General features: G+C 73.7%; 18 protein-coding genes and 1 pseudogene. 2 read left to right on the top strand and 17 right to left on the bottom strand.

Features of this window, described 5'->3' with window-relative positions; genetic code table 11:
* From ACOJUF_RS01470 to ACOJUF_RS01485, 4 genes and pseudogenes are all read right to left on the bottom strand, one after another.
* Positions 1-592, bottom strand: a pseudogene (locus ACOJUF_RS01470) (GNAT family N-acetyltransferase); the annotation flags it as partial.
* Positions 589-1,689 (bottom strand): M20/M25/M40 family metallo-hydrolase, encoded by a 1,101-nt coding sequence (locus ACOJUF_RS01475; RefSeq protein ID WP_420120115.1) that lies wholly within the window; start codon positions 1,687-1,689, stop codon positions 589-591. The pseudogene ACOJUF_RS01470 and the gene ACOJUF_RS01475, both read right to left, overlap by 4 nt.
* A gap of 32 nt (positions 1,690-1,721) precedes the next feature.
* Complete coding sequence (locus tag ACOJUF_RS01480) at positions 1,722-2,843, bottom strand: PLP-dependent cysteine synthase family protein (RefSeq protein ID WP_420120116.1); 1,122 nt, start codon at positions 2,841-2,843, stop codon at positions 1,722-1,724.
* Positions 2,844-3,074: 231 nt separating this feature from the next.
* Positions 3,075-3,359 (bottom strand): DUF4229 domain-containing protein, encoded by a 285-nt coding sequence (locus tag ACOJUF_RS01485; RefSeq protein ID WP_420120091.1) that lies wholly within the window; start codon positions 3,357-3,359, stop codon positions 3,075-3,077.
* 384 nt (positions 3,360-3,743) lie between these two features.
* Between ACOJUF_RS01485 and ACOJUF_RS01490 the strand changes: the two genes are divergently transcribed.
* Both ACOJUF_RS01490 and ACOJUF_RS01495 read left to right on the top strand, forming a co-directional pair.
* Positions 3,744-3,944 carry a BldC family transcriptional regulator gene (locus tag ACOJUF_RS01490; protein WP_420120092.1) on the top strand — a complete coding sequence of 67 codons (201 nt, stop codon included), beginning with the start codon at positions 3,744-3,746 and terminating at the stop codon, positions 3,942-3,944.
* 207 nt (positions 3,945-4,151) lie between these two features.
* Complete coding sequence (locus ACOJUF_RS01495) at positions 4,152-4,364, top strand: hypothetical protein (protein WP_420120093.1); 213 nt, start codon at positions 4,152-4,154, stop codon at positions 4,362-4,364.
* A gap of 105 nt (positions 4,365-4,469) precedes the next feature.
* On the opposite strand, the gene ccsB is transcribed toward ACOJUF_RS01495, so the two are convergent.
* The 13 genes from ccsB to ACOJUF_RS01560 form a co-directional block, all read right to left on the bottom strand.
* A complete protein-coding gene (gene ccsB, locus ACOJUF_RS01500; RefSeq protein ID WP_420120094.1) occupies positions 4,470-5,486 on the bottom strand; it encodes a c-type cytochrome biogenesis protein CcsB in 1,017 nt (338 codons plus the stop codon).
* A gap of 37 nt (positions 5,487-5,523) precedes the next feature.
* Positions 5,524-7,161, bottom strand: a complete 1,638-nt coding sequence (resB, locus tag ACOJUF_RS01505; protein WP_420120095.1) for a cytochrome c biogenesis protein ResB — start codon at positions 7,159-7,161, stop codon at positions 5,524-5,526.
* Between the two features lie 34 nt (positions 7,162-7,195).
* Positions 7,196-8,047, bottom strand: coding sequence for a cytochrome c biogenesis CcdA family protein (locus tag ACOJUF_RS01510; protein ID WP_420120096.1), 852 nt, complete (start codon positions 8,045-8,047; stop codon positions 7,196-7,198).
* 15 nt (positions 8,048-8,062) lie between these two features.
* Positions 8,063-8,653 carry a TlpA family protein disulfide reductase gene (locus ACOJUF_RS01515; RefSeq protein ID WP_420120097.1) on the bottom strand — a complete coding sequence of 197 codons (591 nt, stop codon included), beginning with the start codon at positions 8,651-8,653 and terminating at the stop codon, positions 8,063-8,065.
* Positions 8,650-9,393 carry a histidine phosphatase family protein gene (locus ACOJUF_RS01520; protein WP_420120098.1) on the bottom strand — a complete coding sequence of 248 codons (744 nt, stop codon included), beginning with the start codon at positions 9,391-9,393 and terminating at the stop codon, positions 8,650-8,652. Before ACOJUF_RS01520 ends, ACOJUF_RS01515 begins: the two co-directional genes overlap by 4 nt.
* A complete protein-coding gene (locus ACOJUF_RS01525) occupies positions 9,390-9,671 on the bottom strand; it encodes a hypothetical protein (protein WP_420120099.1) in 282 nt (93 codons plus the stop codon). The genes ACOJUF_RS01520 and ACOJUF_RS01525 overlap by 4 nt, the downstream gene beginning before the upstream one ends.
* Positions 9,668-10,315, bottom strand: coding sequence for a hypothetical protein (locus ACOJUF_RS01530; RefSeq protein WP_420120100.1), 648 nt, complete (start codon positions 10,313-10,315; stop codon positions 9,668-9,670). The genes ACOJUF_RS01525 and ACOJUF_RS01530 overlap by 4 nt, the downstream gene beginning before the upstream one ends.
* Before the next feature lie 107 nt (positions 10,316-10,422).
* On the bottom strand, positions 10,423-11,217 hold the full coding sequence (locus tag ACOJUF_RS01535) for a hypothetical protein (protein WP_420120101.1): 795 nt from the start codon (positions 11,215-11,217) through the stop codon (positions 10,423-10,425).
* A 23-nt stretch (positions 11,218-11,240) separates the two neighbouring features.
* Positions 11,241-11,801, bottom strand: a complete 561-nt coding sequence (locus ACOJUF_RS01540) for a hypothetical protein (protein WP_420120102.1) — start codon at positions 11,799-11,801, stop codon at positions 11,241-11,243.
* 119 nt (positions 11,802-11,920) lie between these two features.
* Positions 11,921-13,441, bottom strand: a complete 1,521-nt coding sequence (locus ACOJUF_RS01545) for a uroporphyrinogen-III synthase (RefSeq protein WP_420120103.1) — start codon at positions 13,439-13,441, stop codon at positions 11,921-11,923.
* 136 nt (positions 13,442-13,577) lie between these two features.
* Positions 13,578-14,348 (bottom strand): redox-sensing transcriptional repressor Rex, encoded by a 771-nt coding sequence (locus tag ACOJUF_RS01550; RefSeq protein WP_420120104.1) that lies wholly within the window; start codon positions 14,346-14,348, stop codon positions 13,578-13,580.
* Between the two features lie 210 nt (positions 14,349-14,558).
* Positions 14,559-14,813 (bottom strand): glutaredoxin family protein, encoded by a 255-nt coding sequence (locus ACOJUF_RS01555; protein ID WP_420120105.1) that lies wholly within the window; start codon positions 14,811-14,813, stop codon positions 14,559-14,561.
* Between the two features lie 97 nt (positions 14,814-14,910).
* The gene (locus ACOJUF_RS01560; protein WP_420120106.1) at positions 14,911-16,899 is read right to left on the bottom strand and encodes a class I adenylate-forming enzyme family protein; all 1,989 of its coding nucleotides are present in this window, start codon (positions 16,897-16,899) and stop codon (positions 14,911-14,913) included.
* Positions 16,900-17,005 lie beyond the last annotated feature (106 nt).

Here is a 17,005-nt window from a genome sequence, read left to right on the forward strand (position 1 = left end):
GGGCCGCCGCGGCCGCGGTGGCCGCCGAGTGCAGTTCCCAGACGGCGTCGACCCGGTCGGTCGGCTGCCCGCGGTTGGGTCCGTCGTCCATCGGGCCGTAGAAGTCGACGTGGTACCGCTCCGGCCGCGCCCCCAGCCGGCACACGTTGAAATACGAGTTCCGGGCGATCAGCGGGTCGTAGGTCCAGGTGATCCGGGACAGTCCGCGTTCGACCGCCCAGGCCCGCTGATGCCACTTCACCGCGGCGCCGATGCCCCGGCCGGCACCGGGCAGGACCCCGGTGATGTGCGAGTGCAGCGACGTCCCGACCGGCGTGCCGAAGAAGGCCACGCTGGCCGCCACCATCTCGCCCCGGCGCGGGCCGTCCGTCAGGTGCGCGGCGACCAGATAGTTGCCGGCGTGATCGAGCGCGCGCAGCAGCGACGGCCGCACCTCGGACGTCTCCCCCGGCGGGATGTCCCAGACGTCGTCGAGCAACCGGCAGGCGGCCACCATGTCCTCGATGGTCGCCAGCGGGCGGATCCGGACCCCGGCCCGGCGAGCGGCGGTGGCGGCGACCACCCGGGCCGGCGCGACCGGCACGCTCGTCATGAACCCAGCAGCTCCTCGACCAGGGCGGCCAGCAACGCGGTCCGCGGCGCCAACTGCTCGACCAGCACGTGCTCGTCGGCCGCGTGCGCGCCGCCGCCCACCGCCCCGAGCCCGTCCAGCGTGGGCACGCCGATGGCGGCGGTGAAGTTGCCGTCCGATCCGCCGCCGACCGATCGTTGCGCCAGCGGCCCCAGCCCCTCGCGGTCGGCCAGCCGCACCGCGGCGGCGAACAGGTCGGCCGCCCCCGCCGGCTCCATCGGCGGCCGGTTGATGCCGCCGTGCACGGTCAGCACGGCGCCGGGCACGGTGGCGGTCAGCGCCAGCATCCGGGCGTGCACCCGCTGCTGCTCGGCCGCGGTCCGGGCTCGGACGTCGACGTGCAGCTCCGCCGCGGCCGGCACGGTGTTGGTGGTGGTGCCGGCCGAGGCGACGGTCGGGGTGACCGTCGTCCCCACGTCCGGACGGCCCAGCTCCGCGACCGTGAGAACCAGGTGGGCCAGTTCGACGGCCGCGTTGACGCCCTTCTCCGGTTCACCACCGGCGTGGGCCGCCCGTCCGGTGACGTCGATCCGGTACCAGGACGTGCCCTTGCGGCCCGTCTTGAGCGCTCCGTGGGGGGCCGCACCCTCCAGCACCAGGCACCCGCGGGCGGTACGGGCGTGGTCCTCGATCAGGGCCCTGGACGTCAGCGAGCCGACCTCCTCGTCCCCGGTGACCAGCAGGCACACCCCGGCCAGGTCGGCGCCGCGGGCGGCCAGCAGGGCCAGCGCGTGCACGCCCATCGCCAGCCCGGCCTTCATGTCCACCGTGCCCGGGCCCCGGATCACCCCGTCCCGGTTCGACCAGGGGTGCACGGCCAGCGACCCGACCGGCCAGACGGTGTCGTGGTGCGCCAGCAGCAGCACCCGCACCGGCCCGGTCCCGTGGCGCAGGGCCAGGTGGCTGCAACCGTCGACGACCAGCCGTTGCGCCGGCACTCCGAGACGCCGCTCACCGATTTCGGCCACCACCTCGGCACTGCGGGCGACCGCGGCCAGGTCGGCGGACGGCGACTCGCAACGGACGAGCCGTTCCAGGTCCTCGAGCAGGTCGGGCATCCGCGCCCGGGCACGGTCGAGCAGGCCGCCGCTCATCCGGCCGCCCCGATCCACCGTCCGGTCGCCATGAACTCCCGCACGGCGGCCCGGTACGGGGCCGGATCCCAGCCCTGCGCGGCGACCCACCCGTCGTCGAAATAGGTCCCGGCGTACCGGTCGCCGGAGTCGCAGAGCAGGGTGACCACGGACGCGCCGCTCCCCGACCCGCCGGCCCGGTCGCGCAGCTCCGCGATCAGCTCCAGGCACGCCCAGACGCTGGTCCCGGTGGACGGTCCGACGCGCCGCCCGAGGATCGTCGCGAGCTCGCGCATGGTGCCCACCGAGGCGGCGTCCGGCACCCGCTGCATCCGGTCGACGATCGGGCCGATGAACGACGGTTCGACCCGGGGGCGGCCGATGCCCTCGATCCGCGACGGCGTGCCGGTGCGGGTCGGGTCGCCGTCGCGCCAGGCCGGGAAGAAGGCGGAGCCCTCCGGGTCGGCGACGCACAGCCGGGTGGCATGGCCCCGGTACCGCACGTACCGGCCGATGGTGGCGCTGGTGCCGCCGGTCCCGGCCCCGACGACGATCCAGGCGGGGATCGGGTGCCGTTCCAGCGCGAGCTGAGCGAAGATCGACTCGGCGATGTTGTTGTTGCCCCGCCAGTCGGTCGCCCGTTCGGCGTAGGTGAACTGGTCCATGTAGTGGCCGCCGCACTCGTCGGCCAACCGGTGCGACTCGGCGTCGATGGTGGACGGGTCGTCGACCAGATGGCAGCGACCGCCCTGGGCCTGGATCAGCGCGATCTTCTGCGGCGAGGTGCCGGCCGGCATCACGGCCACGAACGGCAGCCCGATCATCCGGGCGAAGTAGGCCTCGGAGACGGCGGTCGAGCCGCTGGACGACTCGATGACGGTCGTCCGCTCGGTCAGGTGGCCGTTGCACAGCGCGTACAGGAACAGCGAGCGCGCCAGCCGGTGCTTGAGCGACCCCGTGACGTGGGTGCTCTCGTCCTTCAGGTACAGGTCGATGCCGGCATCGGCCAGCACGCCGGGCAGCGGGAAGCGCAGCAGATGGGTGTCGGCGCTGCGCTGCAGGTCGGCCTCGATCAGCCGGACGGCGCGGGCCAGCCAGGCCCGGTCGGCCGGCCGGGCCCGGTCGACCACCTCACCGATGACCGCCTCACCGATGACCGCCCCGACCGGCGACGCCGGCCCCCGGCCGGCACCGGAACCGCGGCCGGGTGCGGAGCGCGGTTCGGACACCACACCGGAGTCGGCCGCGGTGACGGGGACGCTCGAGGCCGGAGACCGGGGACCGGGTGCACTCACACCGGCGACCCTATGACGCCGGCCGTGCGCGCGCCGGGGGCGGCCACGGGCCGGTCGGGCGATCCGGACCGCCGATCAGGCGACCGGCCGGTCGGCCCCCGGTTCGCCCTCGAGTGCCGCGCGCAGCCGATCGCGTTCGGCGCGACGCTGCGCCGAGGCCGCGGCCAGCGCCGCGTTCACCCGCTTGCGCGGACCCGGGAACAGCAGGTAGGCCAGCGGCAGCTGCAGGATGATCGCGAACGCCAGCGCGACGATCAGCGGCATGAACAGCACCAGCACGGCGGTGAGCAGGGCGATCAGGCCCAACCGGAGGGCGGTGTAGACCACCAGCGGCCCGGCCAGGGACGGGCGTTCGGTCACGGCCCCGTCCGCGGCCGCAGGCTGGGCACGGCCACCGGCACCGCCGGGCCGGGCGGCTGCGTTCGACTCTTCACTGCCCACCACCCCAGCCTAACGACCGGACCGGAGCGGTTCGGTCGTTTCGCCCCGCGAAAGCCCGGGTACAGGCGGGATCGGCGAATCGTGGACCGGTCGATACCGGAGCCCGGCAAGAAAATTCGGTGGACTCCTCTCGACTAAGCCAGGTGTCAATGTAGAATGGGACAAACGGTACGCCGAACGACTCGGAACGCGATCGACGCCCGACGGGCAGAGATCGGGTTCGGAGAAGGGGCGGGGCCCGTCAGGGTGTCCGCCAGTCCGTCAAACGAGGCCAGTCGGGGCCCGAATGTGGAGGTGGCACGTATGGAGATGTCTGAGCGGTTGCTGACCCCTGGAGAGGTCGCGCTGATGTTCCGCGTCGATCCCAAGACCGTGACGCGGTGGGCGTCCGCGGGCCGGATCGGCTCTATCCGCACGCCCGGCGGTCACCGCCGGTTCCGTGAGTCCGAGGTCAGCGCGCTGCTCGCCGATCTCACCGTCGACGCCTCGCGCTCGACGGCCTGATTCCCGCCGCCGGGCCGGTCCCGGCGCGCGCCCACCCGATCGATGCCCCGGTCGGCAGAACCCCTGCCGACCGGGCCATCGTCGTCTCCGCCGGTCCGGTCCGGGCGGACCCGTCCGATGTATCAGGCGGGGCGCCCGCTCACCCATTGTGGGCAGGTCCCCCCGCGCCGAAAGTGCGTACGCTGAGGGTGACGAGGAGGTAGGTAGATGTACATGCTGATTGCCATCGCCGTGACCGTTCTGGTGATCGCCCTCGCCTGGCGCGGGATGGGCGCCCGCACCCCCGGCGCCCCACAGACCAGCCCCGGCACCGCCCGCGGCCCGCGGCCCCGGCCGACCCGCACCGTCGCCCCGGACGACGACCCGGAATTCCTCAGCGAGATCGACCGTCGCCTGCGCGGCGAGGACAAGAGCAGCTGATCGACGCGGCCTCCTCGTCGCCGCGTTCGTCACCACGCGGATCGGGCCCACCCGACGCCCATGGCGTCCGGTGGGCCCACTCGTCGGAGCCTTCGTCGCTGCCGCTCAGTTCAGCCCGGCGTAGGAGTGCAGGCCCGACACCACCATGTTGATGAAGAAGAGATTGAAGATCATCGACGCCCAGCCGAGGACGCAGATCCACGCGGCCCGGCGCCCCCGCCACCCCGCGGTCGAGCGGGCGTGCAGGTAGGCCGCGAAGAAGACCCAGGTGATGAACGAGCAGGTCTCCTTCGGATCCCAGCCCCAGTAGCGACCCCAGGCCACCTCGGCCCACATCGCGCCCGCGATCACCGCGAAGGTGAACAGCGGAAAGCCGACGATCGCGGTCCGGTAGGCGATCCGGTCCAGCGCGACCATCGACGGCAGCACCGACAGCAGCGAACGGGCCCGCACGGGGGCACCGCCCCCGGCCGGCTCGGCCCGGTCCGCGTGCGTGCGCTCGAGCCGGCCCCGGAGCAGGTACAGCGCCGACGCGGCCCCGCTGACCAGCAGGATGCTCGACGAGATGGCCACCGTGGTGACGTGGATCCACTTCCAGTACGAGTTCAGCGCGGGCACCACCGGGCCGGCCGGCACGTACAGCCGGGTACCGGCGACGACGGCCAGCACCACGACCGGGGTCATCACGAAGACGCCCAGGGTGCGGGCCCCGGTCCGGGCCAGCACGATGAGCCACGTGATGGTGGCGGCGGCGCAGATGACCGAGACGAACTCGTACATGTTGGCCAGCGGCAGCCGGCCGACGGCCAGCCCTCGGGCGACGATGGACAGCACGTTGGCGGCCGCCCCGACCACCGTGACCACCACGGCGGCGCGGCCGAAGCGGACGCCCCAGGGCGCCAGCGGGGGGCGTTCCACCCGGCCGATGGAGCCGGGGTCGATCGGTCCGGTGCGGACCAGCGTCGTGCCGCCACCGGCGGCCTGCCCGGCGGCGACCGACTCGGCCGGGTTCACCGCGCGGCGCGAGGCCAGTTCGATCGCGTAGCAGACCAGCGCGACGACGTAGGCCGCCAGCGCGGCCTCGAACGCCAGGTCCGAGAGGTCGGCCCACATCTGACTCATCAGCCCTCACCCATCCCAGCCGCCCGCGAACGGGACGTCATCGCTGCCCGGGCGCCCGGTCCGCCAGCGCCGCCAGCGTCCCGAACTCCTCGCCATAACCTGCCTGGTCGGTGCGGGCGAGCCCGCCGACCTCCACCACGGTACGGTCGCCGCGGCCCGTCGGGGGCACCGGGTCGACCGGGTACAGCCGGAACCACACCCGCCGCCGCTTGATCACCAGCGAGATCATCAGCCCGATGAGCATCGTCACCGCGAACACCAGGGCGAATCCCTGCGCCGGGTCGTACGAGGTCTGCAGCGACACCCACTCGTTGTAGCCGGTGAAGGTGATGGACGTGCCGTCGTCGAGGGTGACCGACTCCCCCGGCATCAGGTTCGACCGGGCCTGCTTGACCAGGGCACCCTTGTCCACCTGGTTGGTGTCGATGGAGAACACCGATTGCGAGAGGCCGCCCTCCAGTCCCAGGTCGCCCCGGTACACGTCGACGGCCACGCCCGGATTGCGCGCCGCGGGGAACTCGGAGGTCATGATGCCGCCGTGCATCAGGGTGGCGGTCGGCGCGAAGATGCCGACGATGGCCAGCTGGTGCTTGCGGACGTCGTCGCCGGTGACGCCGGGCGGGTCGAGGATCTTGACCGCGCCCTGCGAGGTGAAGTTGGGGTCGTTCGCGTCTGGCGCGAACGGCTGCGCGTAGTCCCGCACGGTGCCGTCGGCGAACGTCACCCGGAAGTGCGGGGTGAACCCGTGGCCGATCAGGTAGACCCGCTCGCCGGCCAGCCGCAGGGGGTCGTTGACCTGCAGGAGGTTGGAATCCCAGACGTCCGTGCCGGCCGCCGCTCCCGTCTGCGATCCGACGTCGGCGGCGAAACCGATGGCCTGGCCGGCCGCGGTGTAGTCCGCGGTGAACGTGCGCACGTCCAGGCAGAACGGGGTCAGGTCGGTGCCGTCGACCAGCAGCCCGGGCCGGAAGTTGTCGTAGGACGCGGGCGAGGTCGAGCAGAACTGGGACCCGGCGTTGACGATCACCGAGCCCTCGTAGCCGACCAGCTTGCCGACCGCGATGGCCACCAGCAGCCCGACCAGCGAGAAATGGAAGACCAGGTTGCCCAGTTCGCGCAGGTAGCCCTTCTCCGCCGAGATGGTCGTCGCCGTGGGGTGCCCCGGCCGGTCCTCGGTCCGCCGGGCGATCCGCCAGCCCTTCAGGCCGGACGAGATCCGGTCGGCCACCTCGTCCACCGGTCCGGCGACCTCACGCCGGTCGTGGTGCGGCAGCCGTCCGAGGTTGCGCGGGGTGACCACGGGCCGGGCGCGCAGCTGGCCCACGAACTCCCAGGTGCGCGGGGTCAGGCAGCCGACCAACGAGATGAACAGCAGCAGGTAGATGGCCGAGTACCAGGGCGAGCCGAAGACCTCGAAGAAGCCGAACCGGTCCAGCCACGGCCCCAGCGTCGGGTAGTCGGCGATGTACTGCGCCGTCTTGGCGCTGTTGAGCGACCACTGCGGCAGCAGGGCCCCCGGCAGCGACGCCACGGCCAGCAGGAACAGCAGGATCAGCGCCGTGCGCATGCTGGTCAGCTGGCGCCAGACGTTGCGCAGGAAGGCCAGCCCGCCGTGCACCGGTCCGGGCCGGGACGGTTCGGCCGCCGGGACCGGCGGCGCCTTGGTGTCGGTCACCGCGTCACCTCCCGGTCGGTGGACCCGCTCTGCTTCACAGGATGCTCCCGATTCCGGCGATCCGGCCCTGCAGCCAGGCGACGAACGCGCTCCAGGCGCCGGTCAGCATCAACAGTCCGAGCACGATCAGGGCGACGGCCCCCACGATCTGGATCGTGCGGGAGTGCCGCCGCAGCACGGCCAGCGCGCCGGCCGCCCAGCCGAAGCCGAAGGCGACCGCGATGAACGGCAGGCCCAGCCCGGCGCAGTAGAACAGCACCAGCGACAGCCCGCGCCAGGCCGAGCCGCCCCAGTCGGTCGCGCTGGCCAGGGACAGCACGCCGACCAGCGTCGGGCCCAGGCACGCCGTCCAGCCGAGCGCGAACACCGCGCCCAGCAACGGAGCGCCCAGGTACCGGCCGGCCGGGCGGAGATGCAGCCGGCGTTCGGTCTGCAGCGGCCGGATCAGGCCGAGCATCACGACGCCCATCACCACGGTGACCGCGCCGCCGATGCGGGTCAGCAGCTCGGTGTTGGTCAGCAGCGCTCGGGACAGGCCCACCACCAGCACCGACTGCAGGAGAAAGACCGCGGTGAAGCCGAGCACGAACAGGCAGGTGGCCAGGACGGCGCGGCTGCGCACCGCGGCGCCCACCCGCGACGGCGACGGCCCAGCATCGGCCCCGTCGGCCGGTCGGGTGGCGGCCGGGGTCGGTCGGGCGGCGGCCGGGGTCGGTCGAGCGGCGGCCGCGGGAGCCGCGGACTCTGCGCCGACCAGGGACGCCAGGTAGGCGAGGTAGCCGGGCACCAGCGGCACCACGCACGGCGAGGCGAACGACACCGCACCGGCAGCCAGCGCGAGCAGCGCGGCCAGCAGGTAGGGCCCGGTGAGGACGGTGTCGGTCATGGGAGTCCGGCCCGATCAGGACTGTTCCGCGGCGATCGCGCCGATCACGTCGATCATCTGCTGCGGGTCGTCGATGGCCTGCAGCCAGATGTGCGCGACCCGACCCTGCCGGTCCAGCACGATCGTCGACGGGATGCCGCTCGCCGGGTAGCCCTTGATGGCCAGCAGGGTGCGCATGGACGGGTCGTAGATGGACGGGTAGCCGACCTGCTTGCTGGCCAGGAAGTCGGCCGCTGCCGACTTGGTGTCCTTGACGTTGATCCCCAGGAACTGGACCCCGGCCGGGGCCAGCGCGGTCGCCGCCTGCTCCAGCGCCGGGGCCTCGGCCCGGCACGGCCCGCACCAGGAACCCCAGAAGTTCAGCACGACCACCTTGCCTGCGTAGTCCGACACCGAGACGGTGCCGTCGCCCACGACGTTCTCACCGGACAGGTTGGCCACCGTGCCGCGGTCGGCCGCCGGGTAGGAGAACTCGAGCTGGCCGCCCGGGGAGACGAACGTGAACGACCCGCCGTAGACGGCGGCGTCGTTGCCCGTGCTGCACCCGGCCAGGGTCAGCGCGGCCGCCGCGGCCAACGCCGCGGCCGCGGCTCGCCACCTGGTCATCCGCCCTCCCCCGGCCGGCCCGACCCGGTGGGCGCGGACGCCGACGAGGTCGGGTCCGATGCGACCGGTGCGGACATCGGCGCCGCCGGCGGGGCCAGCTGTTCCACGTCCACCCCCGCATCCGGATCGTCGACCGCGGCGATGTGCGCGACCGGTTCGGCGTAGCCGATGTCGCGCACGACCCCGTCGACGAAGGTCAGGCTGGTCACCGAGGCGACGGCACACTGGCGGCGCCGGGGGTCGTGCCAGAGGCGGCGTCCCTCCAGGTACCGGCGGACCGTGACGATGGGCAACTGGTGCGAGACCATGACCGCGACCCGCCCGTCGGCCTCCTGCACGGCGGTGTAGACGGCGCCGAGCATGCGGTGGGCGATCTCCAGGTAGGGCTCTCCCCACGACGGGCGGCGCGGATCGCGGAGCTTGCGCCAGCTGCCCGGCCGCCGGAACGTGTGCGCACCGACCGCGGCGCCCTCGAAGTCGTTGGCCGCCTCGATGAGGCGGTCGTCGGTCCGCACCGTCAACCCGGTCGCCTCGGCCAGCGGGGCGACGGTCTCCTGGGCCCGCTGCAGGGAGGACGCGGCGAGGTAGGCGATGTCGGCCCCGCCCAGGTACCCGGCGACGCCGGCCGCCATCTCCCGTCCGGACCGGGCCAGCCGGTACCCGGGCAGCCGGCCGTACAGGATGTTGCCGGGATTGTGCACCTTGCCGTGCCGCACCAGGTGGACGACGGTGGTGCTCATGCGGCGGCCCGTCCGGCCGGCTCGACCCGCCCGGTCAGTCCGCGGGCCAGCAGCAGCGCGGACAGCCCGGCCCCCAGAACGGCGACCGCCGCGGCGGTGAGCCAGGGCCCCGAGTACCGGGTGATCGCCGTGGTGTCGGTGCCGGGCAGGAACGCCGGCCAGGTGTCGGTGACGACGCCGTGCCGGACCGCGAACCAGGCGGCGGCCAGGAACAGCACCGCCGACCCCGCGCCGGCGACGATCGCCCTCCGACCGGGGCGGGAACCCGCGGCGCTCACTTCGCCCGCCGGGACTTGACCCGGCTGAAGAACACGCCCCCCTTGCCGATGAAGCAGAGCATGACCGCGACGATCAGCATCAGCGAGGCGCCCAGGATCAGGATGTTCGAGACGCCGAGCATCACGGAGAAGATGACGTTGACGATGACGATGCCGATCACCGCGAACCGGGCCCACCGGTTGCCGCTGCGCAGGAACCAGCCGGCCGCGGCGGCCACCAGGCCGAGCACCACGAAGATCGCGCCGAAGACGATGTTCGAGGTCCGGTAGGAGCTGATCATGTCGTCCGTCAGCGGCGTGAGGCCGTTGCAGCTCTGGGCGGCATTGGTGTCGTCGGTGCTCGCGCCGGCCGGGGCGGTGGCCGCGCCGTCGATCCCGCCGTACTTGGAGCGGCAGTCGTCGACGGCCTTGTTGTACTGGCTGACGGCCACGTCCACCTGGCTGTCCAGCGTGATGATCGAAGCGGCGCCCAGGAACGCGAAGATGGCCCCGGCCAGCAGGGACAGGACCGACGCGACCATCACGGTCGACGGCCGGACCAGCGGCTTCCCGTCGTCCGGAGGCAGCGCCGGCGGCACGAGGGCGGCTCGGACCGAGTCCATGAAACCGGGGCGCTTGCGGGCCTCGCCCGCGCCAGAACTCATACCCCGAACTTACCGGCTCCCGCCGGAGGCCCGGGCCACCCGCGACTGACCGGCGTGAGGTGCCGGTGAGTCGCGGGAACCGGCACCTCGACCGGCCGTCGAACCGGTCAGCGGACGCCGCCCTTGCGGTGCGCCTTGGCCGCCTTGAAGTAGATGTTCGACTGCGGCAGGTACATCAGGACGATGGCCGCGACGGCCAGGATGCCGCTGATCCAGTTGATGCCGTAGTTGGTGGCGGTGAAGGTCTGCCCGTTGACGGTGACCGATCCCGTCGTCGGGGTCACCGCCGTCAGCACGGTCAGGGCCCCGAGGACCGTCAGCACGATCCGCGCCCAGTTCCGCCCGCCGTACATCATGAAGGCGAAGAACAGGTACAGCGCCGCGAAGAAGCCGAAGACCACGACGATGATGATCTTGGTCGTGGTGACCAGGCTGTTCGCGTCGATCGCCACGCTCCCGGTGTTCGCCTGGCGCAACCCGGCCTGCACGGCCAGGTCCCAGATCGGGCTGTTGAGCGTGATCACCAGCGTGACCACGGACAGGGCCGTCATCAGCAGCCAGTCGTAGAACGCCAGCTTCACCGTCAGCGGGCGCTCGGGGGCGGCCACCACCGAGGCGTTCCCCGGGTAGGACTGGTACGGCGGCTGCCCCGGATACGGGGAGGGATACCCCGGCTGACCGGGATACCCGCCGGGGCCGCCGCCCGGGTATCCGCCCTGGCCGGGCTGATTCGGATACCCGCCCTGGCCGGGCTGGTTCGGATACCCGCCCGGACCGGATGCGCTGCTGGGCCCGGGGTACCCCGGCCCGCCGCCGCCGCGCGCCAACGGGTCGCTCGACCCGCCCGACGGCGGGCCGGCGTCGTATGGGTTGTTGTTCTGGTTCCAGCCTGGAGTGCTCATGGTCGAACGGTAGTCCCGATCGGTCAGCGGTGAGCCTGGCGGTACGCCTTGGCGGCGGCGAAATACGCGTTCGAGGCGGGCACGAACATCAGCACCAGCGCCGCGATCAGCAGCGCCAGGCTGATCCAGTGGATGCCGTAGTTCTGCACGACGAACGTGGTCCCGTTGACGGTCACCGATCGATAGGTCGGCAGCACCGCGCTGAGCACGCCGAGCACCCCGATGACGGTCAGGACGACCCGGGCCCAGTTGCGGCCGGCGCGCATCTTGAAGGCGAACAGCAGATAGAGCGCGGCCCCGATGAGGAAGCCCACCACGGAGGTGATCTTGGCCGTGGTGACCAGGCTGGAGGCGTCGATCTGCACCCCGTTGACGTCGGCGGCCCGCACCCCGGCCGCCACGGCCTGGTCCCAGATCGGGCTCGTCAGGACGAAGACCAGCGACAACAGGGACAGCGCGGTCATCACCAGCCAGGCGTAGAAGGCCAGCGTGACGCTCGTCGGACGGGCCGGCGGCGCGGCCGGGCCGGGGCCGCCGGAATAGGAGGGGGTGGCGTAGCCGGCGGCACCGGTGGGCTCGGTCATGGTCACGACGGTAGGCCGGGCCGCGGAGGGCCGGGAGGTCCCCGCGGAGTCAATCTGTCCAACGGAGAGTGACAGATCTCATCACTCTGCGTGACACGGCGCCATACTCGCCGGGCGGCTCAGCGGCGGCGCGGCGTCTTCCGCGGCGGCGGCAGGGCGCCCTCGGCCCGCAGCCGGGACGCATGCTCGGCCAGCGCCTCCACCAGCGCCGGGATCTCGGCGAACTCCGGCTGCACGTCGACCCGGAGGCCGAACTCGCGGGCCGTCTCGGCGGTCTTCGGCCCGAGGCACGCCACCATCGACCGGGCGTGCGGCTTGCCGGCGATGCCGACCAGGTTGCGCACGGTGGACGAGGAGGTGAAGCAGACCGCCTCGAACCCGCCGGTCTTGATCGCCTCGCGGATCGGCGCGGCCGGCGGGGCCGCCCGGACGGTCCGGTAGGCGGTCACGTCGTCGATCTCCCAGCCCCGCTCGCGCAGCCCCTCGGCCAGGGTCTCGGTGGCGATGTCGGCGCGCGGCAGCAGCACCCGGTCGACCGGGTCGAGGATGTCGTCGTACTCGGGGAAGGTGGCCAGCAGCCCGGCCGAGGACTGCTGGTCGGCCGAGATCAGCTCGGGCACGATGCCCAGAGCGCGCACGGCCTCCCCGGTGGCGCTGTCCACGCAGGCGATCCGCACGCCCGAGAACGCGCGGGCGTCCAGGCCGAACTCGGTGAACTTCTCCCAGACCGCCCGGACCGAGTTGACCGAGGTGAACACGATCCACTGGTAGCGCCCGTCGACCAGACCCTTGACCGCGCGCTCCATCTGGGCCGGCGTGCGCGGCGGCTCGACGGCCACCGTCGGCACCCGCTGCGGGATGGCCCCGTGCAGGCGCAGCAGCTCGACCATCTCGTCCGCCGGGTCCTTGGTCTGCGGGATGAGCACCCGCCAGCCGTACAGGGCGCGCGACTCCCACCAGGACAGCCGGCCCCGCTGCGCGATGCCGGACCCGACGGTGACGACCAGCGGACCGGTCATGTCGCCGCCGATGCCGTCGAGCGTGGCCAGCGTCCCGTCGACGGTGCGCTGGGTCGGCAGGGTGGCGCCCGAGGTCACCGAGGCCGGGGTCTCCCCGGCCAGGCCGGACTGGGCCAGCAGGGTCGCGGTCTCGGCCAGGTGCCCGGCCGACGCCTGCAGCAGCAGCGTGCCCGGCGCGGCGGCCAGCCGGGACCAGTCCGAGGTGGACCGCACGTCGGCCACGGTGTGCACGGAGCCGACGGCGATGCCCGAGTAGGAGGCGACGGCGGTCGCCGCCAGTCCCGGGATCACGTCGAACAGCACCGCGCAGCGCGAGACGCTCTGCAGTTCCTTGACCACCGGGTCGGCGGTGAGGACGTCGCCGGCCACCAGCCGGACCACGGCCTGGCCGGACTTGGCCGCGGCGACGAGGGTCTTGGCCACCTCGCCCGGCTCGCCCACCGCCGGCTTGACTTCGGCGTCCGCGGCCAGGGCGGTGATGTCCGCCGGCACATCGGGATCGGTGACGACCAGCGACGCCGCTTCCAGGGCCCGCGCCGCGCGCATGGTCAGCAGCCCCGGGTCGCCGGGGCCGGCACCGACGAAGGCGATCCGGCCGGCGGATTTACGTGCGCGGGTCATCGCGAGCTCCTCGAGCATTCAGGTGCGCCGGCGGCCGCTGGCTGCGACCGCCGACCGGTGGCTGACTCTTCTCGGCCAGCGACTGGGTTCGGTTCCGCCCGGGTGACCGGCGGGCGACGTCCCGGTGAACACCGGGTCACGACGTCACCGCCACGCGGGGTGTCTCCGCCGGGTGGAACGCCGGCGGTGCGTCGGTCGCGTGCTCGGTGGTGGCGAGCACCCGGGGGCCGATCCGGTCGGCGTCCCGCCGGGACTCGTGGAACGCCAGGATCTGCAGCTCTAGGGCCAGGTCGACGTGGCGGACCTCCACGTCCCCGGGGATGCTCAGCACGCCGGGGGCGAAGTTCAGGATCGACCGGATCCCGGCCGCGACCAGGATGTCGGCGACGCGCTGGGCGGCCGTCGCCGGCGTGGTGATCACGCCGATCGTGACCCCGGCGGCCCGGCACACGGCGACGGCGTCGTCCAGGTGCTGGACGACGCGGCCGCCGATCTCCCGGCCCACCCGAGCCGGGTCGATGTCGAACAGAGCGGAGACGACGAAGCCGCGACCGGCGAATCCCGGGTAGCCGGCGAGCGCCTGGCCGAGATTGCCCAGGCCGACGAGGGCCACCCGGTGGGCCCGATGCGCCCCCAGCGTCCGGCTGATCTCCTCGGTCAGGATGCGCACGTCGTACCCGACCCCGCGGATGCCGTAGGACCCCAGGTAGGACAGGTCCTTGCGCAGCTTGGCCGAGTTCACGCCGGCGGACCGCGCGAGCTGATCGGAGGAGATCGTCTCCTGGGCGCCGGTGCCGTCCCCGAGGGCGGTGAGAACCTGCAGGTACAGCGCCAGGCGGGCGACGGTGGCTTCGGGGATCGAACGCAGGCGGCCACTCTCGCGAGTCCCGCCGACCTGCCCTGTCACCCGTTTGCCTCCACAGGGCGAATTGCGCCCCCACCGCTGCCGTGGCGACCGAATGTGCTAGGTCCCCGGTACGCGGCAGAGCCTAGTCATTCGTGAACGCGTGCACAAAGTCGCCGAGGACGCCGTCTTCCTCCGCTCACCGGCGCTGACCGGCCCCGTCGGTGCCGGTGGCCGGACCGGTGACGGGGGTCACAGGCCCGGCGGACCCGATCACGGCCCGGCGGCCGGGCCCGTGGCGAGAGCGGCCCGGAGCCGCTCCGGGTCGACCTGGTAATAGCCGTGCATCCGGCCGTCGACCAGGATCACCGGCACCAGATCGCCGTACTCGGCCTGATCCTCGGGGTCGGCGTCGACATCCACCGTGGTGACCACGCTGCCGGTCTCGGCGGCGATCCGGGACGCCGTGGCGATGGCGACCTCACACAGGTGGCAACCGGCCCGGGTGTAGACGGTCACGGTGCTCATCGGGTCGCTCCCCGCGCGCCGGCCGGCGACGGGCCGTCGGGACGCGCCACGCCGGGCCGGCCGTCCGGGGACGGCCGGCCGATGCCACCGGCGGCGCTCAAAACAGGTCCTCGTCGGTGTCGTCGCGGGCCCGCTCGGCCCGGTCGCCCGTGCCCGGCAGCCGGCTTCCGAGCTCGTCCAGGTCGCCGGCCGGCTCCGGGCTCACGTCCGGACCGGGTTCGGCCGCCTCGACCGCCGGCTCGTCGGCCGCGGGGTCGGTGTCCCCCGTACCCTCCGCGGGCTCGGCCGGCGCGGCGGCCGGTGCCGGACCGGTCGGGTCGCCTTCGGGGGCACCCGGGTCCGGCACCGCGCTCAGCGCCCGCAGGGCCTGCCCGGCCGCGGGGCCGAAGCGGCGGCGGGCCTCGTCCCGGTCGATCCGGCCGACCTCGGTGGTGGGCAGGTCGTCCACCACGCGGTAGACGGCCGGGTGCTTGAACGTCGGCAGGCGGGTGGCGACCAGCTCCCGCAGCTGCTCCTCGTCCGGCGGCCGGTCGCCGGACGGGACGAGGAGGGCGACCAGTTCGGCATGCCCGTCGGGTGCGGGCACGCCGATGACCGCGACTTCGGCCACGTCCTCGTGCGCCGCCAGCGCGTCCTCGACCTCCCGGGGATAGACGGTGAAGCCGGCGACGATGACCGCCTCGGCGGCCCGGTCGACCAGATGCAGCTCGCCGCCGTCGTCCAGGAAGCCGATGTCGCCGGTCAGGAACCAGCCGTCGGCGTCCGGACCACCGCCGCCGTTCGGCCAGTACCCGGAGAACAGGGTGGCGCCGCGGATCATGATGCGGCCCACCTCGCCGGCGTCCGGCGCGTCGGCCACGGTGTCCAGAGGATCCCGGTCCACCTCGACCCGGGCGATGGCGTCCGCTCCGGCGACCGCGTCGCCGTCGGGCTCGGCGTCCGCCGGCGGGTCGGCCTCCCCGGCCAGATCCTGGCCGTCCGGCCCGACCACCCGCAGCTCGATCCCGGCCAGCGGCCGGCCGACGGATCCGCGCACCGGGGCCGGGGTCACGAGCGAGGTGGTGACGACGGACGCGGACTCGGAGATCCCGTAGCCCTCCCACACCGGCTGCCCGTAACGCGCGCGGAAGGCGGCCTCGTCGGCCGCCGCCAGGGGCGCGTTGCCCGAGGTGAACAGCCGCACCGAGGCCAGGGACCGCACGGCGTCGGGATCGGCCAGCAGGTGGTGGTAGAAGCCCGGGGCGCCGGGCACGACCGTGACCGCGTGGTCCGCCGCGGCGCGCAGGGCGGCGGTGGTGGCCGCGCGGCCCTGGTCGGCGATCGAGCCGGTGCCGCCGGGCACGCCGACCGCGACGGTCGCCACCTCGAACCCCACGTCGGGGAACACCGCGGCGCCGCCGACCAGTGCGGTCGGCAGCAGCGAGACGACCCATCCGGCCACGTGGTAGAGGGGCAGCACCTGCAGGACCCGGTCCCCGTCGCGCACCCGGACCACGCCCAGCTGCCCGATCGCCGCGACCGCCGCCAGCACCGCCCGGTGCGACAGCATCACCGCCCGCTCGCCGCGGGCGCGCGCGAGCAGGACGAGATCCTCACCCCCGCCGATGCTCTCGAACGGTTCGGGGTCGCTCCCGCGGTCGGTGTCCCACCAGTCGGCGACATCGGCGGCCCCCAGGGCGATGCCCAGCCGGTGGTCCCGCCCGGCGGCGATCGAGGCGACCGCGCCCACCCGGTCGGCCAGGTCGCCGAGGTCGACCCCGGGCGCCGCCGGTACCGCGATGAGCCCGGCGCGGGCGACCGCGAACAGGGCCAGGGCCAGGTCGGCCCCGGACGGCAGACCGATGACGACCCGCTCCCCCGGCGCCGCACCGAGTCCGGCCAGCCGACGGGCACCGGCATCGGCCGCCCGGTCCAGCGCCGCCCAGGTGCGGGCGCCCGACGCCGAGAGCAACGCGGGTCGATCCGGGTACCGGCCCGCGGCCGACCGCAGGAGGTCGGCGACGTTGGCCGACGGGCCCGCGGCCCCGGGCCCCGGGTCGCCGGGCCGCTCGGTGCCGGTGGATGTGCCGTTCTGCGGACTGCTCACGCGGGACATTGTCCGGCACCGGGTCCGGGCGCACCGCGCGAACACCCCTTTCGGACGGGTGAGGCCGGCCGGGGCGAGCCGTCCCGGTCCTCGGCCGGACCGGGAC

The organism is Nakamurella sp. (genome assembly GCF_048594475.1).
Taxonomy (GTDB): domain Bacteria; phylum Actinomycetota; class Actinomycetes; order Mycobacteriales; family Nakamurellaceae; genus Nakamurella.

Coding starts and splice junctions, on each gene's coding strand:
- ACOJUF_RS01475 (WP_420120115.1), bottom strand. CDS start 1,689: ATGCCCGACCTGCTCGAGGACCTGGAACGGCTCGTCCGTTGCGAGTCG.
- ACOJUF_RS01490 (WP_420120092.1), top strand. CDS start 3,744: ATGGAGATGTCTGAGCGGTTGCTGACCCCTGGAGAGGTCGCGCTGATG.
- ACOJUF_RS01495 (WP_420120093.1), top strand. CDS start 4,152: ATGTACATGCTGATTGCCATCGCCGTGACCGTTCTGGTGATCGCCCTC.
- ccsB (WP_420120094.1), bottom strand. CDS start 5,486: ATGAGTCAGATGTGGGCCGACCTCTCGGACCTGGCGTTCGAGGCCGCG.
- ACOJUF_RS01510 (WP_420120096.1), bottom strand. CDS start 8,047: ATGACCGACACCGTCCTCACCGGGCCCTACCTGCTGGCCGCGCTGCTC.
- ACOJUF_RS01515 (WP_420120097.1), bottom strand. CDS start 8,653: ATGACCAGGTGGCGAGCCGCGGCCGCGGCGTTGGCCGCGGCGGCCGCG.
- ACOJUF_RS01520 (WP_420120098.1), bottom strand. CDS start 9,393: ATGAGCACCACCGTCGTCCACCTGGTGCGGCACGGCAAGGTGCACAAT.
- ACOJUF_RS01530 (WP_420120100.1), bottom strand. CDS start 10,315: ATGAGTTCTGGCGCGGGCGAGGCCCGCAAGCGCCCCGGTTTCATGGAC.
- ACOJUF_RS01535 (WP_420120101.1), bottom strand. CDS start 11,217: ATGAGCACTCCAGGCTGGAACCAGAACAACAACCCATACGACGCCGGC.
- ACOJUF_RS01540 (WP_420120102.1), bottom strand. CDS start 11,801: ATGACCGAGCCCACCGGTGCCGCCGGCTACGCCACCCCCTCCTATTCC.
- ACOJUF_RS01545 (WP_420120103.1), bottom strand. CDS start 13,441: ATGACCCGCGCACGTAAATCCGCCGGCCGGATCGCCTTCGTCGGTGCC.
- ACOJUF_RS01555 (WP_420120105.1), bottom strand. CDS start 14,813: ATGAGCACCGTGACCGTCTACACCCGGGCCGGTTGCCACCTGTGTGAG.